The organism is Lutibacter oceani (assembly GCF_003384935.1).
In the GTDB taxonomy this organism is placed as follows: Bacteria; Bacteroidota; Bacteroidia; order Flavobacteriales; family Flavobacteriaceae; genus Lutibacter; species Lutibacter oceani.
In genome coordinates, this window is record NZ_QTTQ01000010.1 from 197,524 (window position 1) to 224,468 (window position 26,945).

General features: G+C 28.8%; 25 protein-coding genes. 15 read left to right on the forward strand and 10 right to left on the reverse strand.

The window, feature by feature from the left end:
- Nucleotides 1-4 precede the first annotated feature (4 nt).
- Complete coding sequence (locus BX611_RS06385) at nucleotides 5-430, reverse strand: hypothetical protein (protein ID WP_115879343.1); 426 nt, start codon at nucleotides 428-430, stop codon at nucleotides 5-7.
- A complete protein-coding gene (locus tag BX611_RS06390; RefSeq protein WP_115879345.1) occupies nucleotides 417-926 on the reverse strand; it encodes an RNA polymerase sigma factor in 510 nt (169 codons plus the stop codon). Before BX611_RS06390 ends, BX611_RS06385 begins: the two co-directional genes overlap by 14 nt.
- A gap of 142 nt (nucleotides 927-1,068) precedes the next feature.
- Between BX611_RS06390 and BX611_RS06395 the strand changes: the two genes are divergently transcribed.
- The gene (locus BX611_RS06395; protein WP_115879347.1) at nucleotides 1,069-2,556 is read left to right on the forward strand and encodes a S41 family peptidase; all 1,488 of its coding nucleotides are present in this window, start codon (nucleotides 1,069-1,071) and stop codon (nucleotides 2,554-2,556) included.
- Nucleotides 2,557-3,166: 610 nt separating this feature from the next.
- Nucleotides 3,167-3,871, forward strand: a complete 705-nt coding sequence (locus BX611_RS06400) for a T9SS type A sorting domain-containing protein (protein ID WP_147296402.1) — start codon at nucleotides 3,167-3,169, stop codon at nucleotides 3,869-3,871.
- A gap of 48 nt (nucleotides 3,872-3,919) precedes the next feature.
- Here BX611_RS06400 and BX611_RS06405 read toward each other — a convergent pair whose 3' ends face one another.
- Nucleotides 3,920-4,840: a patatin-like phospholipase family protein gene (locus BX611_RS06405; RefSeq protein ID WP_115879351.1), complete on the reverse strand. Its 921-nt coding sequence runs from the start codon at nucleotides 4,838-4,840 to the stop codon at nucleotides 3,920-3,922.
- Nucleotides 4,841-4,887: 47 nt separating this feature from the next.
- Between BX611_RS06405 and BX611_RS06410 the strand changes: the two genes are divergently transcribed.
- The 9 genes from BX611_RS06410 (at nucleotide 4,888) to BX611_RS06450 (ending at nucleotide 15,877) form a co-directional block, all read left to right on the forward strand.
- On the forward strand, nucleotides 4,888-5,925 hold the full coding sequence (locus tag BX611_RS06410) for a WD40/YVTN/BNR-like repeat-containing protein (protein ID WP_115879353.1): 1,038 nt from the start codon (nucleotides 4,888-4,890) through the stop codon (nucleotides 5,923-5,925).
- A gap of 8 nt (nucleotides 5,926-5,933) precedes the next feature.
- A complete protein-coding gene (locus tag BX611_RS06415) occupies nucleotides 5,934-6,491 on the forward strand; it encodes a hypothetical protein (RefSeq protein ID WP_115879355.1) in 558 nt (185 codons plus the stop codon).
- Nucleotides 6,492-6,554: 63 nt separating this feature from the next.
- A complete protein-coding gene (gene pepT / locus BX611_RS06420) occupies nucleotides 6,555-7,787 on the forward strand; it encodes a peptidase T (RefSeq protein ID WP_115879357.1) in 1,233 nt (410 codons plus the stop codon).
- Nucleotides 7,788-7,941: 154 nt separating this feature from the next.
- Nucleotides 7,942-9,150 carry a diaminopimelate decarboxylase gene (gene lysA, locus BX611_RS06425; RefSeq protein ID WP_115879359.1) on the forward strand — a complete coding sequence of 403 codons (1,209 nt, stop codon included), beginning with the start codon at nucleotides 7,942-7,944 and terminating at the stop codon, nucleotides 9,148-9,150.
- 360 nt (nucleotides 9,151-9,510) lie between these two features.
- Nucleotides 9,511-11,955: a bifunctional aspartate kinase/homoserine dehydrogenase I gene (gene thrA / locus BX611_RS06430; protein ID WP_115879361.1), complete on the forward strand. Its 2,445-nt coding sequence runs from the start codon at nucleotides 9,511-9,513 to the stop codon at nucleotides 11,953-11,955.
- 4 nt (nucleotides 11,956-11,959) lie between these two features.
- Entirely contained in the window at nucleotides 11,960-12,889 is a 930-nt protein-coding gene (locus BX611_RS06435; RefSeq protein WP_115880457.1) for a homoserine kinase, read from the forward strand.
- Nucleotide 12,890: 1 nt separating this feature from the next.
- Nucleotides 12,891-14,186 carry a threonine synthase gene (thrC, locus tag BX611_RS06440; RefSeq protein WP_115879363.1) on the forward strand — a complete coding sequence of 432 codons (1,296 nt, stop codon included), beginning with the start codon at nucleotides 12,891-12,893 and terminating at the stop codon, nucleotides 14,184-14,186.
- A gap of 57 nt (nucleotides 14,187-14,243) precedes the next feature.
- Complete coding sequence (locus BX611_RS06445) at nucleotides 14,244-14,741, forward strand: DUF6265 family protein (RefSeq protein WP_115880459.1); 498 nt, start codon at nucleotides 14,244-14,246, stop codon at nucleotides 14,739-14,741.
- Entirely contained in the window at nucleotides 14,741-15,877 is a 1,137-nt protein-coding gene (locus BX611_RS06450; RefSeq protein ID WP_115879365.1) for a trans-sulfuration enzyme family protein, read from the forward strand. Before BX611_RS06445 ends, BX611_RS06450 begins: the two co-directional genes overlap by 1 nt.
- Before the next feature lie 69 nt (nucleotides 15,878-15,946).
- Here the strand turns inward: BX611_RS06450 and BX611_RS06455 are convergent, their stop codons facing one another.
- The 3 genes from BX611_RS06455 to BX611_RS06465 all read right to left on the reverse strand — a co-directional run bounded on the left by BX611_RS06455 (nucleotide 15,947) and on the right by BX611_RS06465 (nucleotide 18,946).
- A complete protein-coding gene (locus BX611_RS06455) occupies nucleotides 15,947-17,023 on the reverse strand; it encodes an ATP-binding protein (protein ID WP_115879367.1) in 1,077 nt (358 codons plus the stop codon).
- Between the two features lie 7 nt (nucleotides 17,024-17,030).
- On the reverse strand, nucleotides 17,031-17,297 hold the full coding sequence (locus tag BX611_RS06460) for a hypothetical protein (RefSeq protein ID WP_205417105.1): 267 nt from the start codon (nucleotides 17,295-17,297) through the stop codon (nucleotides 17,031-17,033).
- A 182-nt stretch (nucleotides 17,298-17,479) separates the two neighbouring features.
- A complete protein-coding gene (locus BX611_RS06465) occupies nucleotides 17,480-18,946 on the reverse strand; it encodes an aminopeptidase P N-terminal domain-containing protein (protein ID WP_115879369.1) in 1,467 nt (488 codons plus the stop codon).
- Between the two features lie 171 nt (nucleotides 18,947-19,117).
- Between BX611_RS06465 and gcvT the strand changes: the two genes are divergently transcribed.
- Entirely contained in the window at nucleotides 19,118-20,200 is a 1,083-nt protein-coding gene (gene gcvT, locus BX611_RS06470; protein WP_115879371.1) for a glycine cleavage system aminomethyltransferase GcvT, read from the forward strand.
- A gap of 76 nt (nucleotides 20,201-20,276) precedes the next feature.
- Here gcvT and BX611_RS06475 read toward each other — a convergent pair whose 3' ends face one another.
- Nucleotides 20,277-20,822: a 1-acyl-sn-glycerol-3-phosphate acyltransferase gene (locus BX611_RS06475; RefSeq protein WP_115879373.1), complete on the reverse strand. Its 546-nt coding sequence runs from the start codon at nucleotides 20,820-20,822 to the stop codon at nucleotides 20,277-20,279.
- Nucleotides 20,823-20,949: 127 nt separating this feature from the next.
- Here BX611_RS06475 and BX611_RS06480 point away from each other — a divergent pair, with 127 nt between their 5' ends.
- Both BX611_RS06480 and rmuC read left to right on the forward strand, forming a co-directional pair.
- Entirely contained in the window at nucleotides 20,950-21,471 is a 522-nt protein-coding gene (locus tag BX611_RS06480; RefSeq protein ID WP_115879375.1) for a DsrE family protein, read from the forward strand.
- Nucleotides 21,472-21,474: 3 nt separating this feature from the next.
- Nucleotides 21,475-22,797, forward strand: coding sequence for a DNA recombination protein RmuC (rmuC, locus tag BX611_RS06485; RefSeq protein ID WP_115879377.1), 1,323 nt, complete (start codon nucleotides 21,475-21,477; stop codon nucleotides 22,795-22,797).
- 129 nt (nucleotides 22,798-22,926) lie between these two features.
- Here the strand turns inward: rmuC and BX611_RS06490 are convergent, their stop codons facing one another.
- Both BX611_RS06490 and glyA read right to left on the reverse strand, forming a co-directional pair.
- On the reverse strand, nucleotides 22,927-23,637 hold the full coding sequence (locus tag BX611_RS06490; RefSeq protein WP_115879379.1) for a peroxiredoxin: 711 nt from the start codon (nucleotides 23,635-23,637) through the stop codon (nucleotides 22,927-22,929).
- A gap of 174 nt (nucleotides 23,638-23,811) precedes the next feature.
- Nucleotides 23,812-25,086: a serine hydroxymethyltransferase gene (gene glyA, locus BX611_RS06495; RefSeq protein WP_115879381.1), complete on the reverse strand. Its 1,275-nt coding sequence runs from the start codon at nucleotides 25,084-25,086 to the stop codon at nucleotides 23,812-23,814.
- A gap of 119 nt (nucleotides 25,087-25,205) precedes the next feature.
- Between glyA and fahA the strand changes: the two genes are divergently transcribed.
- Nucleotides 25,206-26,498, forward strand: coding sequence for a fumarylacetoacetase (gene fahA, locus BX611_RS06500; RefSeq protein WP_115879383.1), 1,293 nt, complete (start codon nucleotides 25,206-25,208; stop codon nucleotides 26,496-26,498).
- Here fahA and ytxJ read toward each other — a convergent pair.
- Nucleotides 26,476-26,868 carry a bacillithiol system redox-active protein YtxJ gene (gene ytxJ, locus BX611_RS06505; RefSeq protein ID WP_115879385.1) on the reverse strand — a complete coding sequence of 131 codons (393 nt, stop codon included), beginning with the start codon at nucleotides 26,866-26,868 and terminating at the stop codon, nucleotides 26,476-26,478. The two genes, fahA and ytxJ, sit on opposite strands and share 23 nt — an antisense overlap.
- Nucleotides 26,869-26,945 lie beyond the last annotated feature (77 nt).

Sequence of the window (26,945 nt, forward strand, 5' to 3'; positions counted from 1 at the left end):
TTTTTTAATTTTTAGGTTGTTTAAAAACTTTGTTTTTTGTGTTCTCGAAATATTGCAATTGTGCAATGGCAACATTTCCTTTGTTTAAATTTGCTGCTAACATACCAAAAGCCATTTGGGTTTCTTGGTATATTTTTTCAGCCTTTTTTTGTTGGTTATTTTGATAACCGGTGTAAACACTTACCAGTAAAACTACTGAAGCTGCTACGGATAACCATTTCCAATTCACCTTTTGACTTTTTAATTGGATGGTTTTTGTAAACCGTTCATTTTTATTAGTTGAAAAATATCCAAACATCGATTGATATTCTTGTAAATGCGGTGCTACATTATCGCTTAAAAAATAACTTTTTAACTGTTTTTCTTCTGCAATGGTAGTTTCTGCATCCAGATACTTTTCCAACAACTTTTCTATGTTAGCTAATTCCATAATTATGTTGTTTTGTTAATTGTTCTCTAATTGTTTTTCTTGCTCTTGATAATGTTACTCTTACTGCAGTAGGTTGCATATTTAATTGCTCTGCAATTTCATCAAACTCATATTCTTCAATATCTCTAAGCTGTATAATTAATTTTTGTTGCTCTGGTAAGTTGTTAATCAATTTATGAACCAAACTTACACTGTCATTAAGTTCCACGCGCCTTTGTAATGGCGTATCTTTTTCTTGATAATTACTATGAACCAACTTTAAATTACTCGCTTGTTTAGATTTTAATCTATCAAAACAATAATTTTTTGTCATTGTCATAGCAAATGCTTCAACACTTTTATAGTCTTTTAATTTAGACTTGTTTTTCCATAACTTAAAATACAGTTCTTGGGTAGCGTCTTCAGCTTCTTCTGTAGACACAAGTAGCCTTTTTGCTACTCTAAACACTTTATCTTTAAAAGGCATTACCGTTTTTAAAAACTCTGACTGCTTCATTTTTAAGTTTAGTTATTTTAACTTTTTTTGGTGTTGTTACAATTATGACGACTATGTTTCGTTTTTGTAACACGCACATATATAAATTTGTAATTAAATTTAATATATTGCGACGAAATATACGTATAATACATTTTATAATATGAAAAGAATAAGCCCCTTATTAACAATTTTTCTATTTGTAAGCATTGTTTTTGTTAGTTGTAATAAAGATGATGACTACATAAATCAAATCGAAACTGGAAATGAAATTGATTTTTCATCAGTTGAAATTCAAGATTTTATTTGGCAAGGATTAAACACCTATTATTTATGGAAAGATAATGTTCCTAATTTAGCTGATAGTCAAATTACTGATAAACAAAATTATTTTGATTTATTAAGTAGTTACTCTAATCCAGATGATTTTTTTGAAAGTCTTATATATAATAGAGAAAATACAGATAAATGGTCTTGGATTGTAGATGATTATATTGCTTTGGAAAATTCTTTTCAAGGTATTGTAAAAAGTAATGGCGTAAAATATGGCTTATCTTATGAATCCGGTAGTGATACAGATGTTTTAGGATTTGTAAGATATGTTTTACCAAATTCAGATGCTTCTGGAAAGGATGTTGAACGAGGATATATTTTTGATGCTATTGATGGACAGCAATTGACCATAAATAATTATCAAAGTTTATTGGCTCAAGATACTTACACCATGAATTTTGCAGATTTAAATGGTGGAAACCCAATTTCAAATGGAAAATCTGTCGAATTAACTCAAGTTGAAAATTTTGTTGAAAACCCCGTGCATATTGTAAAAACCATAGATATTAACGGATTTAAAATTGGTTATATTATGTTTAATGGATTTGATGCTGGTTTTGAAGATGAATTATCAAATGCTTTTGCCCAAATAAAAGCAGATGGAGCAACAGAATTAATCTTAGATTTAAGATATAATTTAGGCGGTTATGGATATATTGCTGGTGATATAGCAAGCTTAATAACAGGTCAGTTTAAAAATCAAGTTATTTCAAAAGAAAAATGGAATACGGAATTACAAAACTGGTTTGAAGAAAATCATCCAGATTGGGTAGAAACCTATTTTACTGATAAATTTTATAAAACTGGAGATGCTATTACAGGAATGAATTTAAATAAGTTATATGTAATTACAACAGGTAGTACAGCATCAGCAAGTGAACTTCTAATAAGCGGATTAGATGCATATATCGATGTATCAACGATTGGAACAACAACTTCAGGAAAATATACTGGGTCTATAACTATTTACGATTCAGATAATTTTAGTAAATCTGGAGATAATTTAAATACAAATCATACTTGGGCTATGCAGCCAATTGTTTTACAGTATACAAATAATAATGGTGATACTGTTAAAGGAGGAATTGAACCTACTGTTGAAGAAGTTGAATATATTTCTGAATTTACTGAATTAGGAACTGTTGACGAGCCTTTATTAGCTAGCGCAATTTCCTATATTACTGGAAGTGGTAAGCCTTTAAAAAGTAAAAAGAATTTAATAAAGCTTAAACAATTAAATAATAATCTAGAAATAAATATTAAAGAAAATGCTGTTATTTTTGATAAAAAAATACCTATAAATTTTATAAAACGTTAATTAATAGCTTACTTTTTAAAAACAAAAAGCTTCTAACTAAAAATAGAAGCTTTTTTAATTATATATGAAGAGTAAGGAATAACCTTACTTTTTTCATTGTAAACCATCCTTTTTATAAAAATAATCTATTTAAATTTGCATATAACATTAAAAAAACATTATGAAAAAAATTACTTTATTGCTTCTATTAAGTATTGTCTTTAATTACAATATTAATGCTCAAGATTATAATTTAAATGAAATAACATCTACCATTTCAAAAATTTACAGTGGTGATTGTATTAGCGAGATAACAGTTGATTTTAGCATCCCAACTCTTTTAAAGTGATCTAGGAATTGGAGTTACTCTGATTATTTTTATGAACTTGAAATTGAATTATGGGGTCATAAGAAAAATGGAGCTAATCAATTATTAAATACAGTTACAAAAAAGACTTATAATTATACATTAATAGCTGGTCAATATTATGTTTATAGAAACTTTTTTTCCCTTAATGGCTATGACTTTAGCAATTTCGAGTATGTATATTCTCGATTAAGAATACGATATTACCAATATAATAATAGCCCTGATTTTGGAGCTTATCTTCCAATGTCTTCGGATTATAAATTGAGTAATAATGAAAGTGTCATTCATGAATGCATTCTTAATGGTAGTGATACTAGACAATCTGATTTAAAACTCACAAATCTAAGATTTAAGATACAAGGTGATGATACAACAACATCAGCTACTTCTGGAACACTAAAAATAAAAGAAAACAGAGATTTAGACATATATGTTGATTTAAAAAACGATGATGATGGTGTTGCAAATTCTTCATATTTTGAAATGAGAATTTCCCAATATGCTTCCACTTCTCCTCAATATTCCTCAGATAATTTTATGACAGGAAATGGTGGTAGTATTCCTGCGAATAGTAGTAAAACAGTTAGTCTATCAACATATATTTATGATTATGTTGGTTCTATTTATTTTACCAATGGTACAACATATTATATTATACTTGATATAGACCCTAATAATGATGTTGATGAAACATATGAAAATAATAATATTGAAATTATTCCTTTCAAATTTGAATCAACTTCTTCAAAACCTCCCAAAGATGGTGGATTCGAAATACAACAGAAAAGTAGTATTCCTATTGAAAGCCCATATTTAATAAGTATTCATAATTTTTCAGGGGTAAAAGTGCTTGAAAAAAAGATACAGAATAAAACTTATGAAAATGAAATAATTAGTAACTTACCAAAAGGATTTTATATATTAAATAGTATACATGGTTCGAGAAAAATTTATGTTAAAGAGTAGATAAATTTATAGTTTATTTAATAAAAAGGTAGGGAAACCCTACCTTTTTTAGCTTAAAATATCAGCCCTAAATTCATTCATTGATTCGTCGTCTTTATTTTTAGCATACTTAAATCCTGCTTTCCACCATTCTGCCATCAATTCATTATCAAACACTAAAGAATTAGTTGTTAAAACAGTTGGTGTATAATATAAATTTAGTTTAACATCATTGTGTTTTGCCGATAATTTACCAATTGTAATATTGTGTCTTTCAACATGTTCAAGCATAAAATCGAATACATTAAATAATAAAGAAAATGCATTTTTAGATTGCATTCTATTAATTTGGTTAACCTCAGTTTCTAAAATAATTGCATCTATTTCTTTAGCACCACGCAAAATAGCTTCTTTTATTGGTACTAAACATCCAAAACCACCATCAGCATATTGACAACCATCTTTCACTAGTAAACTCATAAAAGGCACATAATTACAAGAAGCCCAAATCCAATCGCAAAAATCATTATAACTACAATCGTTAATAGATTTGTATTCAACTTGATTTAAAGATAAATTTGAAACTGTTACAATGGCATTATTCTCACTGTTTTTTATTTCAAAAAACATTTCTTCACTAATATTTTCTCTTATAAGTTTCCTTAAATTTTTACTTTCACCAAAGGTTTTTCTTCCATTTAAAAAATTCCATAAGGTATTTAAGTGATTGATACTTATAACTTTTTCGCCGTGTATTTTCTTAACAATAAAAGGATTGTTACTAAATATAGAGTGTTGATTAACTGAAGTGTATATTTTTTTTAATGCATCCACTTTTCCCAATGCCAAATGTGAAACCATTAAACTGCCAGTTGAAGAACCTAAAAACAAATCGTACTTTTTTTGCTTATTTGTAATTAAATATTGTGCAACTCCACCTGCAAATGCACCTTTACTACCACCACCAGAAATAACCAATGCTTTTTTCATTAAAATATCAATGATTTAATTAATTTAGACGCATAAAAATATCAAAAATGAAAAGAATCGCATTACTTTTTACAATCTTAATTTTTTTATTTTCTTGTGAAGAAGCATACAAGCCAAGAGAATTAGTGAAAATTTCCATTGAAAAATTCAAAATGGATAGCATAAGCATTAGAGCTATTGAAATTGTAAATGACTCTTCAATTGTGTATGCAGGATCTAAAGGAGATATAGGAATAATTACAAATTCAGGTAAATTAGTTGGAACAAAAAAAATAATTACAGATACTATTATTCCACATTTTAGAGCTTTGGCATATACTAAGAAGGCTGTATTGGCCTTAAATGTTGGTAATCCTGCCCTACTTTATAAATATCAAAATAACAACATTGAAATTGTTTATAAGGAAGAAAATGAAAAGGTTTTTTATGATTCAATGCAATTTTTTGATGAATTAAATGGTATTGCAATGGGAGATCCAACTGATGAATGTTTATCAATTTTAATTACGCGTGATGGTGGAAATTCCTGGGGTAAAATGGGTTGTGAATATTTGCCAAAAATTATGGAAGGTGAAGCTGCATTTGCTGCAAGTAATACAAATATTGCTGTTTTTGGAGAAAATGCCTGGATTGTTACAGGAGGTTTAAAAGCGCGTGTTTTTCATACCTCAGATATGGGATTAACCTGGAATGTTTACAATACACCAATTATACAAGGAAAAAGTACAACAGGAATTTATTCGGTCGATTTTTACAATGAAAAACAAGGAATTATTTGTGGTGGTGATTATTTAGATAAATTTGGGAATTCTGCTAACAAGGCAATTACAAAAGACGGTGGAAAAACTTGGGAAGTAGTTGCTGAAAATTCTGAGCCTAAATATGTTAGTTGTGTTAATTATGTTCCTAAAACTCAAGGGAAAGAAGTTTTTGCAGTTTCCACGAATGGTATTTTTTATTCAAATAATTATGGATATGAATGGAAAAAAGTGAGTGATGAAAGTTTTTATACCATTCGTATTTTTGATAAAAATACTGCTTGGTTATCAGGAAATAATGTAATTGCTAAAATGAAAATTGAATAAGTTTATAAATGAAAAATTATATTTTTTTATTATTTGTCTTAACTGTTTTATCAAGTTGTAAAAAGCAATCAGAATTAAATACTATTTTCAATTGTGATACTGTAAATTTAAAGAACGCAAGCAATTATTCAGATTTTAAGCAAAACTTTAAAATAGCTATCCCAAGTAATTGGAAAACAGAATTATACTACGATGAATTTCAATCTGAAATATTTACTGCAGACACTATAAAACAGTTAACTGCAACATTTGTGTTAGATACTTCTTTTAATTATGGAAATTTAAAATTTAATGATGATTTTCATAAAAAAACAGATTCAATTATAGCTGTTTCAAACCTTCAAAAAATAAACCATGGAAATCTCTTTTTTAAAGAAAAACCAGCATTTTGGTATCTTGTAAAAGGAACAAAAAAAGGATTTAATTACCATCAATTCAATTTAATGGCTAAACTATCAGAAGACACTTATTTTACAGCTTATACAGAGGTTTATGGAGATTTCAATGTAAATGAACGTATTTGTGAATCAATTGCAATATTAGATAAAATTGAATTTTTACAATAAATTAAGAAATTTAGATTGCAAATCCTTAATTGAATAGTTACTTTTGGTAAAAATTTAAATATAATGCAAAAAATAATAGATCGTTTCGTAAAATATATTACAGTAGACACCCAATCGGATCCAGATAATCCAGCTTTTCCAAGTACAGAAAAACAATGGGATTTAGCTCACATTTTAGTGGGTGAATTAAAAGAAATTGGAATGCAAGATGTTACTATAGATGACAATTGCTATATAATGGCAACTCTCCCTTCAAATGTAGATTTTAAAGTTCCTACAATTGGTTTTATTGCACATATTGATACAAGTCCAGATTATACAGGAACAAATGTAAAACCTCAGTTTCACCCTAATTATGATGGGAAGGATATTGTTTTAAACAAGGAAGAAAACATTGTATTATCTCCAAGTTATTTTGATGATTTATTGTTATATAAAGGTCAAACTTTAATTACCACAGACGGAACTACATTATTAGGTGCAGATGATAAAGCAGGTATTACCGAAATTGTTTCAGCAATGGAATATTTAATCAATCATCCTGAAATTAAACACGGAAAAATTAGAATTTGCTTTACCCCAGATGAAGAAGTTGGTAAAGGTGCTCATATGTTTGATGTTGAAAAATTTGGTGCAGAATGGGCCTATACTATGGATGGAAGTCAGGTTGGAGAATTAGAATATGAAAACTTTAATGCAGCTGGAGCCAAAGTTACAGTTAACGGTAAAATTGTGCATCCTGGTTACGCAAAAGGAAAAATGATAAATTCAATGCTAATTGCAAATGAATTTATTGCTGCCCTTCCAAAAAATGAAATTCCTCAGGAAACTGAAGGCTATGAAGGTTTTTTCCATTTACATGGAATGGAAGGTGAGGTTGAAAAAACAACCTTGGAATATATAATAAGAGATCACGATATGGAACTTTTTGAAGGTAGAAAAGCACTATTTCAAAAGGTTGCAGATGATTTAAATGAAAAATTAGGCAGTAAATTGGTAGAAGTTGAAGTTAAAGATCAATACTTTAATATGCGTAAGCAAATTGAACCTGTTATGCATATTGTTGATATTGCTGAAGAAGCTATGAAACAACTTAATATAAAGCCAATAATTAAAGCAATTAGAGGAGGTACAGATGGTTCACAGTTATCTTATAAAGGGTTGCCTTGTCCAAATATTTTTGCTGGAGGACATAATTTTCACGGACGTTATGAGTACGTTCCTGCTGAATCTATTCAATTAGCAACAGAAGTAATTGTGAAAATTGCTAAAATAACTGCTGAAAGAGCTCAATAAATACATTTATTCACAAAATTATAACTCCTTTTAATGCTTTTAAAAGGAGTTTTTTTGTACAATTTAACAAACTGTTAAATATTGTTATTTTATAAAATTATATTTTAATAATTAAAACCGTTTCATACTTTTGGAACTTCTAAAAAAAGAATGAATGGATAATCAGTTATTAGTATCACTTACCGAAAAATACGGTAGTCCGCTTTATGTTTATGATGCAGAAAAAATAGTTTCGCAATACAATCGTATTACAAATGCGTTTTCTGGTGTTAAAAATTTAAAATTGAACTATGCAGTAAAAGCAAATACAAATATTAGTATTTTAAAACTATTTAAAAAATTAAATTCTGGGATTGATACAGTATCTTTTCAAGAAGTAAAATTAGCTTTAGAAGCGGGTTTTGAACCAGAAAATATCATATTTACTCCCAATGGAGTTTCGTTAGGTGAAATTGAACAAGTGGCTCAATTAGGCGTTCAAATTAATATTGATAACATTTCTATATTAGAGCAATTTGGTAACCACTACCCTAACATTCCTGTTTGTGTACGAATAAATCCACATATTATGGCAGGTGGAAACCATAAAATTTCTGTAGGTCATATAGATTCTAAATTTGGAATATCCATTCATCAAGTTCCGCTAATTAAGCGTGTTGTTGAAAATACAGGAATGCATATAAATGGGATTCATACACATACTGGTTCAGATATTTTGGATATAGATGTGTTTTTAGCAGCTACTGAAATTATTTTTAATACGGCTAAAGACTTTCCTAATCTGGATTTTATAGATTTAGGAAGTGGTTTTAAAGTTCCTTATAAAGAAGGAGATATATCAACCAATATTGAAGAATTAGGAGAGCGTTTAACTAAAAGGTTTAATAAATTTTGTAAGGATTATGGAAAGGATTTAACCTTAATGTTTGAACCAGGAAAATTTTTGGTAAGTGAATCAGGTTCATTTTTGGCACATGTTAATGTTGTTAAACAAACTACTTCAACTGTTTTTGCGAGTGTAGATTCCGGTTTTAATCATTTAGGACGCCCAATGATGTACGATTCTTACCACCATATTCATAACATTTCAAATCCTAATGGAAGAGAACGTTATTATTCTGTAGTTGGTTATATATGTGAAACGGATACATTTGGTTCAAATAGACGAATTAGCGAAATTAGAGAAGGTGATGTTTTATGTTTTAACAATGCAGGAGCATATTGTTTTTCAATGGCATCAAATTATAACTCACGCTATAGACCAGCAGAAGTTTTAGTTTATGAAGGCGAGGATTATTTGATAAGAAAACAAGAAACTTTTGAAGATTTATTAAAAAATCAAGTAATAATAGATTTAGAATAGATGAAAACTCCGAAATATAATTTCGGAGTTTTTTATTATTCTCAAAAAGTACTTTGATATAATGTTTATTGTATAGTTGTATTTAATTTTAATTGATAATTCATTAAAATTTTTACAAAAGCTTTCTTTTTTTGAAAAAAAAGTTACTTTTGCTGTATGCAAATAGCAAAATCACATAAGTTAATTCCAAACGCAATTATAATGCGCAGCTTAATTATTGCTACTACTACAACTATTACAATTACCCTTTAGGGGTTCTATTCTATTCATATCGTCCGTATATTATATTCATTTTTCATAAGTTTATGAAATTAGGGATATTAAAAAATAAATTGAAATAAACATATTAAATTAATACCAATGAAAGTATTAAAATTTGGAGGCTCATCGGTAGCATCTTCAGAAAACATAAATAAAGTAATAAACATTGTTAAAGAAAGTTCTTATAAAAATAACATTGCAGTAGTTGTATCTGCATTAGGTGGCATTACCGATTTATTATTAGAAGCTGGAAAATTAGCATGTAATGGTGATGAAAATTACATAAAAAGCCTGAAAACTATTGAAGACAGACACCTACAAGTGGTTAGGGAATTAATTCCTGTTAACAATCAAAGTGGGGTTTTAGGGCAAATTAAAAAAATGTTAAACAAATTAGAAAATACTTTAGAAGGTGTTTTTTTAATTAATGAATTGTCTAACAAAACATCTGATAAAATAGTTAGTTTTGGGGAATTATTTTCTTCATATATTATTGCTGAGGCAATGAAAAACAATAGTTTAGATGCAGAACTTAAAAATTCTCAAGAATTAATTGTTACAAATGAAAATTTTTCTAATGCTGCCGTTCTATTTGAAAAAACATCAAAAAATATTGCGGATTTCTTCAAACAAAATAGCCATAAAATAGTTGTTTTACCTGGTTTTGTAGCAAAAACTGAGAATGGTGAAGTTTCAACTTTAGGACGTGGTGGTTCGGATTATACTGCAGCTATTATAGCTGCAGCTACAAATGCATCAATTTTAGAAATTTGGACAGATGTTAGCGGTATGTATACTGCAAATCCGAATTTTGTGAGTGAAGCCTTTCCTATTAAAAATATATCTTATCAGGAAGCTATGGAACTTTCGCATTTTGGTGCTAAAGTTTTATATCCACCAACAATTCAACCAGTGTTAAAAAAGGAAATTCCAATTTGTATAAAAAATACATTTGATGCAAAAGCTGAAGGAACCTTAATAACTAAAGTATCTTCAAATACAAATCCAATTAAAGGAATTAGTCATATAGAAAATATGGCACTAATTACTTTAGAGGGAAGTGGAATGATTGGAATTCCAGGAATTTCTAAGCGTTTATTTGAAGCTTTGTCATTAGAAAAAATTAGTGTTTCTTTAATTACTCAGGCATCTTCAGAACATTCAATTTGTTTTGCAATTAGTAATAATGATGCCGAAAAAGCAAAAACTGCTATTGATACAGAATTTAGTTACGAAATTGAACAACATAAAATTGAACCATTAATAGTTGAAAAAAATAATGCAATTATAGCTTTAGTTGGTGACAATATGAAAAGTCATCAAGGTATTAGTGGTAAAATGTTTAGTACTCTCGGTAAAAACAATGTAAATATTAGAGCAATTGCTCAAGGTGCTTCTGAAAAAAATATTTCTGCAGTAATTGCACATAAAGACATAAAAAAGGCTTTAAATACATTGCATTCAGAATTTTTTGAAAACCAAACAAAACAGTTAAATTTATTTGTTGTTGGTGTTGGAAATGTTGGTGGCAAATTATTAGATCAAATTAAACAACAACAAACATATTTATTAAAAAACTTAAGGTTACAAGTACGTGTAATTGCACTTACTAATTCTAAAAAAATGGTATTTAATGAAGATGGAATTGATTTAGATAATTGGAAACCACAATTAGAAAAAGGTGAAAAATTGAATATGGACTTGTTTCATGAAAAAGTAACAGATTTAAATTACAGAAATAGCATTTTTGTGGACAATACCGCTAATGAAAATGTTTCTAAATTATATGCAGATTATTTAAAAGAAAGCGTTGCAGTTGTAACGTGCAATAAAATTGCCTGCTCATCAAATTACACTAACTATTTAAACTTAAAGCAATTAGCACGTGAGTACAATGCTCCTTTCCTATTTGAAACAAATGTTGGTGCAGGTTTACCTATTATTGATACGCTTAAAAATTTAATTGCTTCAGGAGATAAAGTATCTAAAATACAGGCAGTTTTGTCTGGTAGTTTAAACTTTGTTTTTAATAATTTTAATGAAGAGAATTCATTTTATAATGTTGTTGAACAAGCAGGTATTCAAGGTTATACAGAGCCAGATCCACGTATAGATTTAAGCGGTGTAGATGTAATGCGAAAAATTTTAATATTAGCTCGTGAAAGTGGGACAAGATTAGAATTGGACGATATTAAAAACGACTCATTTTTACCAAAAGCTTCTTTAGATGCTGTTACAGTGCCTGAATTTTTAGAAACTTTAAAAACAGAAACAGCTCATTTTAATAACATTTATCAAAAAGCGGCAGCAAATAATTGTAGACTTAAATTTGTTGCTGAATTTGACAATGGAACTGCTAAAGTTGGCTTAAAAGAAATTGCATCAGATCATCCATTTTATAATTTGGATGGAAGTGATAATATTGTATTGTTTTTTACTGAAAGATATCCAGTACAACCCTTAATTATTAAAGGAGCAGGTGCAGGTGCAGATGTTACTGCATCAGGTTTATTTGCAGATATTATTAGGATTGGTAATAATTAATATGATGAACGAAATTAAAATATTTGCTCCTGCTACAATTGCCAATGTTTCATGTGGTTTTGATGTATTAGGATTGGCACTAGATACTGTTGGTGACGAAATGGTAATTAGGAAAGTTGCTAAGCCAGGTGTTACAATAACAAAAATAATTGGTCAAAATTTACCACTGGAAACACATAAAAATGTTGCAGGTGTTGCAGCTTTGGCCTTGTTGGCAGAAACTGAAAGTGATTTTGGATTTGAAATTGAAATTGATAAACGTATAAAGCCAGGAAGTGGAATTGGAAGCAGTGCTGCAAGTTCAGCTGGTACGGTTTGGGCAATAAATGAATTGTTAGGAAAACCATTTTCAGTCTCAGATTTAGTGCGTTTTGCTATGGAAGGTGAACGCTTGGCAACAGGTGTTGCGCACGCTGACAATGTAGCTCCTGCCCTTTTTGGTGGGTTTACTTTAGTTAGAAGTTATGAGCCTTTGGATGTTATTAGCATAAATACTCCAAATGAATTATATGCAACTGTTATTCATCCACAAATTGAAGTTAAGACTTCTGATGCTCGTGAAATATTAAAAACAACAGTTCCATTAAAAGATGCAATTAAGCAATGGGGAAATGTTGGCGGACTAATAAGTGGCTTATATACTGAAGATTACGAGTTAATTGGTCGTTCTTTGGAAGATTATATTATTGAACCCATCCGTTCTATTTTAATACCAGCTTTTGATGCAGTTAAACTTCAATCTATTAAAGCGGGAGCTTTAGGTTGTGGAATTTCAGGTTCCGGACCTTCTATTTTTGCATTAAGTAAAGGTAAGGAAAACGCATTAAAAGTAGTAGACGCAATGAAATCTGTTTATAAAAAAGTTGGAATAGACTATGATATTCACATTTCAAAAATAAATAAACAAGGAATAAAAATTTTAGAAAGTAACTAATATGAAATTTTTTAGTTTAAACAAACAAGCTCCAGATGTATCTTTTAAAGAAGCTGTTATAAAAGGATTAGCACCTGATAAAGGATTGTATTTTCCAGAAAGTATAACTCCTTTAGATAAAGATTTTTTCAGTCACATTGAATATTTTACAAATAATGAAATTGCTTTTGAAGTAATAAAACAATTTGTTGGTGATGAAATTCCTGAAAAAGAGCTGAGAGAAATTATTGATGAAACATTAAGTTTCGATTTTCCAGTTGTTTCCATTCAAGAGAATATTTCAACCTTAGAATTATTTCACGGTCCAACAATGGCTTTTAAAGATGTTGGTGCGCGTTTTATGGCACGCTGTTTTGGATATTTTAATAAAGAGAAAAATGCTGAAAAAGTAACTGTTTTGGTTGCAACATCAGGTGATACTGGCGGTGCTGTAGCAAGTGGTTTTTTGGGTGTTGATGGCGTTGATGTTGTAATTTTGTATCCAAGCGGAAAAGTAAGTGAAGTACAAGAAAAACAGTTAACTACATTAGGACAAAATATAAAAGCTTTAGAAGTTAATGGGACTTTTGATGATTGTCAGGCTATGGTTAAAAAAGCATTTTTAGACACAGAATTAATTTCAAAAAGAAATTTAACATCTGCAAACTCTATTAATGTTGCGCGCTGGTTACCACAAATGTTTTATTTCTTTTTTGCTTACAAACAAATACAAAATAAAAAACAAGAATTGGTATTTTCAGTGCCAAGTGGAAATTTTGGAAATATTTGTGCCGGAGCAATGGCTCAAAAATTAGGTTTACCTATAAAACAACTAGTTGCAGCTACAAATGTTAATGATATTGTTCCAAATTATTTAGAAACAGGGATTTATATTCCAAAACCATCAAAACAAACTATTTCAAATGCCATGGATGTTGGTGACCCTAGTAATTTTATTAGAATTCAGGAGATTTATAAAAATGATCTTAAATTAAAAGAAAACCTTTCCTCCTATTCATTTACAGATATTGAAACCAAAGAAGCTATGAAAGAAATTAAAAAGGTTTCTGGTTATGTTGCCGATCCTCATGGAGCAGTTGGATATTTAGGCTTAAAAAAATATTTTGAAACAAATAATAATGGTCAAGGTATATTTTTAGAAACTGCACACCCAGTAAAATTTTTAGATGTTGTAGAACCTGTTTTAAATGAAACCATTGAATATCCACAACAAATATTAGATGTTATTGATAAAGAAAAAGTTTCAATAAAAATTTCGACATATGAAGAACTAAAACAATACTTAGTTACTACATAGTAATTGTTTATCTTAATAAATATAATTAGTTTAGCTAGGCAATTTTAAATGTATCAAATGAAAAATTTTCTAGCTATTTTATGTTTTATAATTTCATTTAATCTTATATCGCAAAATACCTTAAAAATTGACCCCTCTAAAAATAGTGTAAAAGCTTCTATAAATGATGTTTCTTGGATTGCTGGTTATTGGGTTGGTGAGGCTTTTGGTGGACATACAGAAGAAGTTTGGACTACTCCTTTAGGTAATTCAATGATGGGGTCTTTTAAATTAGTGGTAAATGGTAATGTTGAATTTTATGAGTTATGTACTATTTCTGAAGAGAATGAAACCTTATATTTCCGTTTAAAACATTTCCATAACAACCTAAAAGGTTGGGAAGAAAAAGATGAAAGACTGCAAGCTCAGTTATTAAAAATTGAAGAAAATAAAGTTTATTTTGAAGATTTTACTTTTGAAAAAGTAACTGAAAACGAATTAAATATTTATGTAGTTTTTACCAATGATACTGGACATGAAGAAGAAATGAAATTTAATTATAAATTAAAAAAATAATGCATCCAAAGTTTGAAACAAGAGCTATAAAAAGCACGGAAAATACCTTTAACAATGCAAAACCTGTAAGCACACCTATTTATTTATCAAGCACTTACGAGCGTAATGCTGATGGATCTTACGCAGATAATTTAGTATACTCCAGAAACAACAATCCAAATAGGGCAATTGTTGAGCAAAGCATAGCACAATTAGAAAATGGAAAATATGGGTTTGCCTTTTCTTCTGGATTAGCTGCAATTAGTGCAGTTTTTCAAAGTTTAAAAAGTGGAGATCATATTATTTTACCAGACGATATTTATTATGCTATTAAAAAATTAATGGAACAAGTTTTTAAAAGATGGAACTTATCTTATGATTTAGTTGATATGAGTAATTTATCAGCTATTGAATATGTTATAAAACCAAATACGGCTATGATTTGGATTGAAACTCCTTCAAATCCACAATTAAAATTAAGCGATGTTAAAGCTATTGCTGAAATTGCTCATAAAAATAATATTCTTTGTGCAGTTGACAATACCTGGTTAACACCCGTTTTTATGAATCCATTAGATTTAGGAGCTGACATAGTTGTGCACTCAACAACAAAATATTTTGGAGGACATAGTGATGTATTAGGTGGTGCATTAGTTTTAAATAATGATAAAGTAGCTGATAAAATTAAAGATATTCAATTATTATATGGTGCTGTTCCTTCTCCTTTTGATTGCTGGTTAATCGCACGGGGAATTCAAACGTTACATTTAAGAGTTTCAAAACAAGCTGAAAATGCTTTCAAATTGGCTCAGTTTCTAGAGAACCATCCTAAAATTGAAAAAGTTAATTACCCTGGATTAGAAAGTCATCCACAGCATTTAATTGCTAAAAGTCAGCAAAATAATGGTTATGGAGCTATGTTATCTATTTTAATAAAAGGGAATGAAAAAAAAGCTTTTAATATTTCAACAAAATTGAAATATTTCACCTCGGCTACCAGTTTGGGAGGCGTTGAAAGTTTGGTTGAACATAGAAAATCTGTTGAAGGTCCTGAAAGTAATACTCCTGAAAATTTAATTAGAATTTCAGTTGGAATTGAGCATATTGATGATTTAATTTCAGATTGGGAAAATGCATTATCAATAAATATGTCTTAATTTTATATTTAAGTATATTTCAAATTTAAAAATCGGTATTTTTTATTTTTAGTAGTTCTACTTAATAAATTATGATATTGGCAGTGTAAATTTAAATAGGCTTCCTTTATCTTTATTATTTTCAACCCATATTTTACCATGGTGTTTCTCAACAAAATCCTTACAAACAACCAAACCTAAACCAGAACCTTTTTCATTTGCAGTTCCTATTTTAGTTTTATTATCGTTAATAGTAAATATCTTAATTTTATCTTCATCATCTACACCAATTCCATTATCTGAAACTGTTACTTCAATAAAATCTCCAATTTCAATTGAATAAACTTCTACCAATCCATTATTGTACGTAAATTTAATTGCATTTGAAATAAGATTCCTTAAAATTACTTCCAACATATTTTTATCGGCATTAATACTTAAACCTTCAGGATAAAAACTTTTAATGGTAATATTCTTCATTTGAGCTGTTTCTTTTAGTTGCTCAATAACTTCGTCAGAGATTTTCCCAATATCACAATGAGAAAGGTTAAATGCTAATTTACCAGATTGATTTTTTGACCAGCTTAATAAATTATCCAATAAACTATAAGTTTTCTTTGCTTGGGTATTCATTTCATAAATGAATTTCTCTAACTTTTCAACTTCATAATTTCTTAGGTTTCTTTTTAAAATATCAGTAAATCCTAATATAGAATTAAAAGGACTTCTTAAATCATGTGCAATAATTGAAAACATTAAATCTTTGGTTTCTAACGCACTTTTTAATTCCTGTGTACGTTCTTCAATAATTGTTTCAAGTTCTAAATTATATTCTGATAAATAATTATATAGTTCATTTCTAAAAACCAATCCTATAAATTTACCATCTTCACTAATAGGCAACACATCTGTATTTGTAATCTTCATTTCGGAAAGTACTTCTTGAACAGATTGTCCACAATCCACCATGTTTTTAATTGATAAACAGTCAATTACCAAAACTTTTGGATTTGTTACTAAATCATTAGTTGTTAAAACACCATAAAATTGATTTTCATCTTTTACAACCAATGCTGTTCGTTTTAACAATTCCTTTTTAATTGCATTTATACCATAAAAAGGATTAATTGTTAAAAAATCTCTTCGTATTAAATGCGATATTTTCATAATTTAATTAATCGTCCTCGACTATAGTGTATGATATCTTCACTTTAAAATCAACTTTAATAATTTCCTTTTCAGAAACATATGGAAAAACATTATTAGTTAATATTTTTAAAATTCTTTCTTTAGGCATTTTTGTTAAAATTCGTTTATTAACAAATACGCAATCTACATTGCCATGATCTGTTTCAATAATTTCAAAGCCATTTGGAATTAACAATTCAAAAGATCTTGAAATTCCTTGCTTTCCATGTGGAGAGTTTTTACCTAATACCAAAATTTCTTCAAAAGGAGGTAATTTTATTTCTTCAAAACTTAAATTAACAGAATATTATACACTGTTATTTTTCATGTATAATTCAATTTATATTTAGTTATTAATTAATTAATTAATTAATAACTAAATATAATCATAAAATTCTAATTATAATAGGGAATTTCTAATAGAATGATTTTAAATTAGTCGTTTAACTTTGGTAAATTAAAATTAGTTAAAACACTTGGTAATTTCATAACTTCTTCAATTTCTTCAGAAGTTCTTGGTGCCATAGCTGATAAATTTATGGGACCGTTTTTAGTTATTAAAATATCATCCTCAATTCTAATACCTATTCCCCACCATTTCTCATCACAATTACTACCATAAGGAATATAAATTCCAGGTTCCATTGTAACTACCATATTTTCTTCAAACTTTTTGAAGTTTCCAGGATCGTGAACATCCAAGCCAATATGGTGTGAAGAACCATGAGGAAAAAATAGATGCTTTGATTTTGCAGTATTAATTATACCTAGTTCGGCTAATCCTTCATTAATTATTTTTCGAGCAATATTGTTTGGTTTAGACATGTTTGTTCCTATTTGATATGCTTTAATTCCTTCTTCTTGAGCTTTATAAACCAAATCATAAATTAGTTTTTGTTCTTTGGTAAACTTACCGTTTGCTGGAATTGTGCGTGTTACATCTGCTGTATATCCGTGATACTCTGCGCCTAAATCCATTAAAACCAATTCACCGTTACCTACAACAGTTTTATTATTTTCAATATAATGTAAAATACAGCCATTTCCTCCTGCTCCAACTATTGATGGATATCCTTCATATTCAGCTCCATATTTTTTATAAACAAATTCGTGAATGCCCTGCACTTCAGTTTCAGACATTTCAGGATGCATTGCTTTCATAATTTCCAATTGGCCAACTGCAGAAATTTCAACAGCCTTTTTTAATAAAACCAATTCATCTTTAGTTTTAACTTCTCGCAAAGTAGCCATAATGCTACTCAGTTTTTTGGAATCAAATTTTTTAGCAGATTCCTCTTCAATTTTATCTGAAGTAGGGTTATTTAAATTAATTAAATCGTAAGAAATTTTTTCTTTAAATAATTTTATTAAATCATATAAATCACCTTCATTTTTTGAATCTCTAACATCGTTGTTAAAATTTTTAAATAGTATTTTGTCAAATTTCGAAAAATCAATATCATAACTTTTAAACTCACTTCCATTAAAAACAACTCTAAAACCTAAATCATCCTGAGTTCCTTTTATACCCAAACGTTTTCCTGTCCACATTTCGGCATATTCATCTTTTTCTTGAACAAAAATGACTTCATTTATGGTGTTATCACCAACTTTTTGGTCTTCTTTAAAAACCAATAATAATGCGTGAGGCTCTTTATAACCTGTTAAATAATAGAAATTTGGGTCTTGATGAAACACATATTCAACATCGTTAGATCTGTTTCTAACAGCATTTGCAAAAAATACAGCAACACTGTTGTTAGGCATTTCATTTCTTAATGCATTCCTTCTACCTTTATGAAATTCTTTAGATAAATAGTCTTGTGGCAATGCACTGTTTTGAGCATAAATTAAAACTATAAAGAAAGAAAATGAGATTGCTAATATTTTTTTGAGGTTCATATGCTTTTACTGATAAAGATTAAATAAAATCAAATATAGTAAAAAGAAAAAAATAGCTTAGCAACATTAAAACATTAACTAATAAATTGTAGATATTATGTTTTTATGGTAAATTAATACCAATTCCCTGATTGAGAATTTATTAATTTTGCATATCAAAAATAGTAAATAATGAAGAATACTGCTTTAACTCACATTCACGAGTCTTTAGGTGCAAAAATGGTACCATTTGCTGGTTTTAATATGCCTGTACAATATGAAGGAATAAACATTGAACATGAAACTGTTAGAAATGGTGTTGGTGTATTTGATGTTTCACATATGGGAGAATTTCTTTTAAAAGGAGAAAATGCGTTGGCATTAATTCAAAAGGTTACTTCTAATGATGCATCTATGTTATTTGATGGAAAAGTTCAATACAGTTGTTTGCCAAATAATGAAGGAGGAATTGTAGATGATTTATTGGTTTATAGAATAAATGAAAAAGAATATATGCTGGTTGTTAACGCCTCCAACATTGAGAAAGATTGGAACTGGATTTCCATGCATAACGATTTAGGTGTTGAAATGACTAATGTTTCAGACGAATACTCTTTACTTGCTGTGCAAGGTCCAGATGCTTCAGAAGCCTTACAACCTCTTACGGATTTAGATTTATTTTCCATGGAATATTACACCTTTAAAATTGGTGATTTTGCTGGTTTTAAAGATGTTATTGTTTCTGCAACTGGTTACACAGGTTCTGGCGGATTTGAAATTTATGTTAAAAACAAAGATGCAGAAGCTGTTTGGAATGCAATTTTTAAATCAGGTACTGATTTTGGAATAAAACCTATTGGATTAGCTGCCCGTGATACTTTGCGTTTAGAAATGGGATTTTGCTTATACGGAAACGATATAAATGATAGTACTTCACCTATTGAAGCTGGTTTAAGTTGGATAACAAAGTTTACTAAAGACTTTGTAAATTCTGAAGCTTTAAAAAAACAAAAAGAAGAAGGTGTTTCTAAAAAATTAATTGCTTTTGAAATTACAGGTAAAGGAATTCCGCGTCACGGTTACGAAATTGTAAATGCTAAAGGAAAAATCATTGGGGAAGTTACATCAGGAACTATGAGCCCTTCTCTAAAAAAAGGTATTGGAATGGGATATGTAACTAAAGAGTATGCGAAAAAAGATACTGAAATATTTATTCAAATTCGTAACAAAAATATTCCTGCAAAAGTGGTAAGATTGCCATTTTATAAAGGATAAAAATATAACAAATTATTAAAAAAGGTGTTAAAACTAAAGTGTTAACACCTTTTTTTTATGCTCAAAATCACTCCTTTTACAAATTAAAATTTTCAGGAATTTTACCTTTTACTCCTTTAAAATATTGATATATTATTTTAAAATCTTCGTCCATATTATCTGATAAGAATAATGGTTCGGAGATTTTAACCTGCTTATTTTTAAAATCCATAGCAACCATAATAATAGGTACATTTGCTCCTTTTGCTATATAGTAAAATCCTGTTTTCCAAGGATTAATTAGTTTTCGGGTACCTTCTGGAGACATTCCTAAAATAAATTTATCTCTACTGTTGAAAATTTCAACTATAGCATCTACTTTATTATTACTTTTAGTTCTATCAACTGGAGCACCTCCTAACCATCTAAAAATAAAACCAAAAGGAGGTTTAAATAAAGAGGCTTTTCCTATATAATTTGCTGGTAAACCTTCAGCATACTTTATTGCAACTCCTAAAGGAAAATCTAGCCAATGTGTGTGTGGTGCTGCAATTAGTACATATTTTTTTAAATCTTTTGGAAAGCTACCAACAGTTTTCCAACCTAATAATGTATATAAAATAAATCGAGCAAATGCTTTCATACAGTTGTTAATAACTCAGCCTTATATTTAAATGGCTGATTATGGCAACAAATATAAAAATCTTACTTTTATAAACTAATTTTATAAGTTATAATAGTTACTTATTAAATAAATTGAACTACTTATTATGAAAAAATATATTGTTGTATTTCTAGTTTTTACTTGTTTTTCTAACATGAATTCTCAAATTATTAAAGATTTTGGAGACGTTTTTGAAGTTGAAAATCCAGAATTACTTTTAGCTGAAAATACCGAGTATAAAGTAATTTTCGACATTTACACCGATTATTCAAATGGAGAAAAAATAAATCCGCTACTTAATACAGTGGCGCGGTTTATAAATATGCATGCACAACAAGGTATTTTATTAAAAAATATGAAGATTGCAGTTATTTTACATGGTAAAGCTACCAAAAGTGCTTTATCTAATTTTTCTTATAAAACATTATATAAAACCAATAACCCTAATTCAGAATTAATTGAAGCACTAAAAAATGCTCATGTTGAAGTTTTTGTTTGCGGACAATCTTTTATGGCAAGTAAGTATGATGCAAAAGACAAATCTGAAAATGTAAAAATGGCGCTTTCAGCATTAACTGCTTTGGTTGAATATCAAAAAAATGGCTATCAAATTATAAATTTTAACTAATAAATGGAACAATATATTATCATTTTAATTATTGCTATACTTACATTAATTGTAGGCTTTATTATAGGTAAATTAATCACCAAAAATAATTATGAGAAAATTTCTTCTGAACTGGAAATAAAAAATAAACTTTTACTTCAAGATAAAGAATCTAATTTAAACAATATCAATATTTTAAATGAAGAAAAAAAACTATTGATTAACGAAAAACATGAAATAGATTTAAGGTACACACAAAAAGTTTCAGAGCTTAAAAGTTTAGAGGAAAAATTAACTGAAAACAAAGCTGAAGTTGGTAAATTACAGGAAAAATTCACTAAAGATTTTGAAATTTTAGCCAATAAAATATTAGAAGAAAAATCATCAAAGTTTACAGAGCAAAATAAAGAGAATTTAAAGACTATTTTAAATCCATTACAGGAGAAAATCCAAACTTTTGAGAAAAAAGTTGAAGATACCCATAAAGAAAGTATTGATTATCATGCAGCATTACGTCAACAAATTTTAGGTTTAAAGGATTTAAATTTACAAATGAGTAAAGAGACCCTTAACTTAACAAAAGCCTTAAAAGGAGATAGTAAAACACAAGGAAATTGGGGTGAACTGGTGTTAGAACGTGTTTTAGAGAAGTCTGGATTAGAAAAAGATAGTGAATATTTTGTGCAACAAAGCTTTGTAAATAACGAGGGTAAAAGAATATTACCAGATGTTGTAATTCATTTGCCGGATGACAAAAAAATGATTATCGATTCAAAAGTATCCTTAACTGCTTATGAACAATATATTAATGCTGATGATGAAATTGAAAAAGAACAAGCAATAAAAGAACATGTAAATTCTTTAAAACGCCATATTGAACAATTAAGTGAGAAGAACTATCAAGATATTTATCAGATTGAATCACCTGATTTTGTATTACTTTTTATTCCTATAGAACCCGCTTTTGCAGTAGCTTTAAACAATGACAATCAGTTATATAACAAAGCATTTGAAAAAAATATTGTAATTGTTACTCCTACTACTCTATTAGCAACATTGCGTACAATTGATAGTATGTGGAATAATGAAAAACAACAAAAAAATGCGATAGAAATTGCCATTCAGGCTGGAAGATTATATGATCAGTTTGTGAATTTAACCAACGATTTAATTAAGGTTGGTAATCAATTAAAAACAGTACAAGGTTCCTATGATACTTCAATGAAAAAATTAACAGGAGCAGGTAATCTTATTAAAAAAGTTGAAAGCATTAAAAAATTAGGTGCAAAAGGTTCCAAAAACTTTAATGATAAATTATTAGAACGAGCTTTAGAAGATGAAGATTAATACTTTTTAAAGAACAATTAGTTTAACTAATTATAAAGATAATGTCAAACTAAGTTTGTCGAAATTCTATTTAACTTGTTAATAATTAATATATCACGACAAGCTCAGTTTGACAAAATTATTTTAAGCTTACTTTTTTAGAACTTTTTCTAAAACTTTGTCTTTATCTAATTTTCTAGTGCAGAAATACCAGTCCTTACATTCCATATCTTCTTTACCTTGCATTCTGTTTTCAGCAGAACCACAAGAACCCGCAGGACCTATAATTACATCATCTCCAGGCACCCAATCTGCAGGTGTTGCAACACCAAATGCATCCGCTGCTTGTAAAGCGATTACTACTCTGTATAATTCATCAAAGTTTCTTCCTAAACTTAATGGGTAATAAATAATAGCTCTAATTATACCATTTGGATCAACAAAAAATACAGCGCGTACTGCTTTTGTAGAATCTTCATTTGGTTGAATCATTCCATATTTTTTGGCAACCTCCATGGTAATGTCTTCAATTAACGGGAATTTTACTTCTACATTTTTCATCCCTCTATATTCAATTTTATCTTTAATGGATCGTAGCCATGCAATATGACTATACAAACCATCAATAGATAAACCTACTAATTTACAATTTGCCTTTAAAAACTTTTCTTCCATTGTGGCAAATGTCATAAATTCAGAAGTACATACAGGTGTAAAATCGGCGGGGTGACTAAATAAAATTACCCAATCTCCTTTATAATCATTTGGAAAATGAATATCTCCCTGTGTAGTAACTGCTTTAAATTCTGGTGCTTTATCACCTATTCTTGGCATTGACGTAATTTCTTGTTGTGTTTCCATATTAACTATTTTTTAAATTTATAACTATTTAATATTCTTTTTTCACGCTATTTAACACCTAAAGTTATAACATGTTTGCCGGAAAATTGTAACTTAAATAGCTTAATACCGTTAAAATTAGGTTAAAAAAAATCCTGCAATTGCAGGATTTTAATAATTATATGTATCGTTTGTTTACCAAGTAAATAAAGGTCTGTGAGACATCATATCATTCACTTTTTCTGCAATATTTTCTAAAGCAATTTCATCTTGATGATTTGTAATTACTGCATCAACCAAATCAACAATAGTTTTCATATCATTTTCTTTTAAACCACGTGTAGTAACAGCAGCTGCACCTATTCTAATACCAGAAGTAACAAAAGGAGATTTATCATCAAAAGGAACCATATTTTTATTAACAGTAATATCAGCTTTTACCAATGCATTTTCTGCATCTTTACCACTAATATTTTTATTTCTTAAGTCTATTAACATACAATGGTTATCTGTTCCGCCTGAAATAATTTTATACCCTTTTTCAACAAAAGCATCTGCCATTGCCGAAGCATTTTTTTTAACTTGAATTTGATAATGTAAAAATTCATCTGTTAAAGCTTCTCCAAAAGCAACTGCTTTAGCAGCAATAACATGTTCTAATGGTCCTCCTTGATTTCCTGGAAACACAGCCGAATTTATTAACATCGACATTTTTTTAAGACTTCCATTTTTTAGTTTTAAGCCAAAAGGATTGTCGAAATCTTTGCCAATCATAATAATTCCACCACGTGGCCCACGTAAAGTTTTATGTGTTGTTGTAGTTACAAAATGACAATGAGGTATTGGATCGTTTAAAATTCCTTTTGCAATTAAACCCGCAGGGTGAGAAATATCAGCCATTAATAAAGCTCCAACTTCATCTGCAATTTCTCTAAATTTCTTAAAATCTATATCTCTGGAATATGCCGATGCACCAGCAATAATAAGTTTTGGCTGTTCTTTTTTAGCAGTTTCAAGAATTTTATCATAATTTAAAACACCTGTAGCTTCTTCAACTCCATAAAAAGAAGTTTTATATAGTTTTCCAGAAAAATTTACTGGTGAACCATGTGTTAAATGTCCACCGTGAGATAAATCAAAACCTAAAATTTTATCTCCTGGATTTAAAACAGCATGATAAACAGCCGCATTTGCTTGTGATCCAGAATGCGGTTGCACATTTACATATTCCGCACCAAATAATTCCTTAGCTCTATCTATTGCAATTTGTTCAACAATATCAACAACCTCACAACCGCCATAATAGCGTTTTGTAGGGTATCCTTCAGCATATTTGTTTGTTAAAACAGAACCTGTTGCTTCCATAACTTGCTCACTAACAAAGTTTTCTGAGGCAATTAATTCCAATCCATTTGTTTGTCTTTCTTTCTCTTCTTGAATTAAATCAAAGATAATTTGGTCACGTTGCATTCGATATTACTTTTTAAAAGTTAAATTAATCGCAAAAATAACAAATTCATTTTTCTTTTAAGTAGAAACTTATATATTTGATTAGAAAATTTAATTGAAAATAAAAAGAATTTAAAGATATGGAAATAACAGCTAATAATCCACAAAGAAAATCTTGGCTACATGTAGAACAAGGTTGCGACTTTCCAATTCAAAATATACCTTTTGGCGTTTTTATTACAAAAGATGATATTATTACTATTGGAACAAGAATTGGTGAATATGCCATTGACTTAGGAGCATTTCATCAATTAGGATATTTTAATGGAATACCATTGACAGATGATATTTTTATGCAAGATTCTTTAAATGATTTTATTGCAGACGGAAGAAAAACCTGGAGATTGGTGCGTAATAGAATTGCCGATGTTTTTGATATTGAGAATAAAACCTTACAAAATAATACCAAACATAAAGAAGTAATTATTTTTGATGTAAATGAAGTTGAAATGTTATTGCCTATTCAGGTTGGCGATTTTACTGATTTTTTCTCAAGTAAAGAACATGCAACCAATGTTGCTAAAATATTTAAATTACAAGAAGAACCTTTAAATAATAATTGGTCTCATATGCCACTTGGTTTTCACAGTAGAGCATCCTCGGTAGTTGTTTCAGGCACACCTATAAGAAGACCTTTAGGGCAAACACAACAATTGGGGCAAGATAAACCTGTTTTTGGACCTGCAAAATGTATTGACATGGAACTAGAAACAGCCTTTGTTACTACAGACGTTAACCAGTTTGGAAAACCTATTCATATTAATGAAGCTAAAGAAAATATTTTTGGAATGGTGTTATTAAACGACTGGAGTGCAAGAGATATACAAAAACAAGAATCTAAACCTTTAGGTCCATTTTTAAGTAAAAGTTTTGCTACAACAATTTCAGCTTGGATAGTAACAATGGATGCCTTAGAGCCTTTTAAATGTGAAGGGCCTGAACAAGAAAATGTTGTAAAATATCTTAAACATAAAAAAAACAAAAATAGCTATGATATTAAACTAAAAACATTTGTTGAAACACCAAACGGTGATATAAATGCTTTAAGTGAGTCAAATTTCAAAAACTTGTATTGGACAATGACTCAGCAATTAACACATCATACAATAAATGGTTGTAATGTTAGAGCAGGAGATTTAATAGGAAGTGGTACAATTTCAGGTTCTACAAAAAACAGTTATGGATCTATGCTAGAATTAACTTGGAATGAAGAAGAACCTATAACATTAAAAGATGGCAGTACACGTACTTATTTTAAAAATGGTGACCATGTAATTATTAGAGGTTATTGCGAAAACAGCCAAGGAAGAATTGGTTTTGGTAAATGTACAGGAAAAATTTTACCAGCAGTTAAATATAATCTTCCAGAATAACAGATGAAATAATGTCGTAATGAGAATTATGTGTTACTACTTTACCATTTTTTATTAATAATACTTGTGGAGATTGGTGATAAACATTAAAATTTGAAGCAATTTCGTTTGAAATATTTCTATATTTCAATAAATCTAAATAATAAAAGGCAACATTTTCTAAAGAAGAATCTGTTGCTTTTTCAAATTGCGAAAGCACTCCTCTACTTATCCCACATCGAGTACTGTGCTTAAAAATTACAATTAATTTTGTATTCGACAATTCAATTATTTCTTTTAACTGATTCATTTCAGTTAATGAAATCCAATTAAAAACAGGCTTATCTATTTCGTTTTTATTTGCCCCTAAAATATTACTAAAAATACTCATTTTTATTTTTTGATTACTTAGCTGTCATTCACATAATGTTTTTTTAGAAAGACAAATTGTCGTTAACTACCTAAAAA

Excerpts from the sequence above, each read along its gene's own strand:
- lysA (WP_115879359.1), top strand. The coding sequence starts at position 7,942 with ATGGATAATCAGTTATTAGTATCACTTACCGAAAAATACGGTAGTCCG.
- BX611_RS06435 (WP_115880457.1), top strand. The coding sequence starts at position 11,960 with ATGAACGAAATTAAAATATTTGCTCCTGCTACAATTGCCAATGTTTCA.
- BX611_RS06445 (WP_115880459.1), top strand. The coding sequence starts at position 14,244 with ATGAAAAATTTTCTAGCTATTTTATGTTTTATAATTTCATTTAATCTT.
- thrA (WP_115879361.1), top strand. The coding sequence starts at position 9,511 with ATGAAAGTATTAAAATTTGGAGGCTCATCGGTAGCATCTTCAGAAAAC.
- BX611_RS06405 (WP_115879351.1), bottom strand. The coding sequence starts at position 4,840 with ATGAAAAAAGCATTGGTTATTTCTGGTGGTGGTAGTAAAGGTGCATTT.
- BX611_RS06450 (WP_115879365.1), top strand. The coding sequence starts at position 14,741 with ATGCATCCAAAGTTTGAAACAAGAGCTATAAAAAGCACGGAAAATACC.
- BX611_RS06475 (WP_115879373.1), bottom strand. The coding sequence starts at position 20,822 with ATGAAAGCATTTGCTCGATTTATTTTATATACATTATTAGGTTGGAAA.
- BX611_RS06455 (WP_115879367.1), bottom strand. The coding sequence starts at position 17,023 with ATGAAAATATCGCATTTAATACGAAGAGATTTTTTAACAATTAATCCT.
- BX611_RS06480 (WP_115879375.1), top strand. The coding sequence starts at position 20,950 with ATGAAAAAATATATTGTTGTATTTCTAGTTTTTACTTGTTTTTCTAAC.
- BX611_RS06465 (WP_115879369.1), bottom strand. The coding sequence starts at position 18,946 with ATGAACCTCAAAAAAATATTAGCAATCTCATTTTCTTTCTTTATAGTT.
- BX611_RS06415 (WP_115879355.1), top strand. The coding sequence starts at position 5,934 with ATGAAAAATTATATTTTTTTATTATTTGTCTTAACTGTTTTATCAAGT.
- pepT (WP_115879357.1), top strand. The coding sequence starts at position 6,555 with ATGCAAAAAATAATAGATCGTTTCGTAAAATATATTACAGTAGACACC.
- thrC (WP_115879363.1), top strand. The coding sequence starts at position 12,891 with ATGAAATTTTTTAGTTTAAACAAACAAGCTCCAGATGTATCTTTTAAA.
- fahA (WP_115879383.1), top strand. The coding sequence starts at position 25,206 with ATGGAAATAACAGCTAATAATCCACAAAGAAAATCTTGGCTACATGTA.
- BX611_RS06390 (WP_115879345.1), bottom strand. The coding sequence starts at position 926 with ATGAAGCAGTCAGAGTTTTTAAAAACGGTAATGCCTTTTAAAGATAAA.
- BX611_RS06490 (WP_115879379.1), bottom strand. The coding sequence starts at position 23,637 with ATGGAAACACAACAAGAAATTACGTCAATGCCAAGAATAGGTGATAAA.
- glyA (WP_115879381.1), bottom strand. The coding sequence starts at position 25,086 with ATGCAACGTGACCAAATTATCTTTGATTTAATTCAAGAAGAGAAAGAA.
- gcvT (WP_115879371.1), top strand. The coding sequence starts at position 19,118 with ATGAAGAATACTGCTTTAACTCACATTCACGAGTCTTTAGGTGCAAAA.
- ytxJ (WP_115879385.1), bottom strand. The coding sequence starts at position 26,868 with ATGAGTATTTTTAGTAATATTTTAGGGGCAAATAAAAACGAAATAGAT.
- rmuC (WP_115879377.1), top strand. The coding sequence starts at position 21,475 with ATGGAACAATATATTATCATTTTAATTATTGCTATACTTACATTAATT.
- BX611_RS06410 (WP_115879353.1), top strand. The coding sequence starts at position 4,888 with ATGAAAAGAATCGCATTACTTTTTACAATCTTAATTTTTTTATTTTCT.
- BX611_RS06395 (WP_115879347.1), top strand. The coding sequence starts at position 1,069 with ATGAAAAGAATAAGCCCCTTATTAACAATTTTTCTATTTGTAAGCATT.
- BX611_RS06385 (WP_115879343.1), bottom strand. The coding sequence starts at position 430 with ATGGAATTAGCTAACATAGAAAAGTTGTTGGAAAAGTATCTGGATGCA.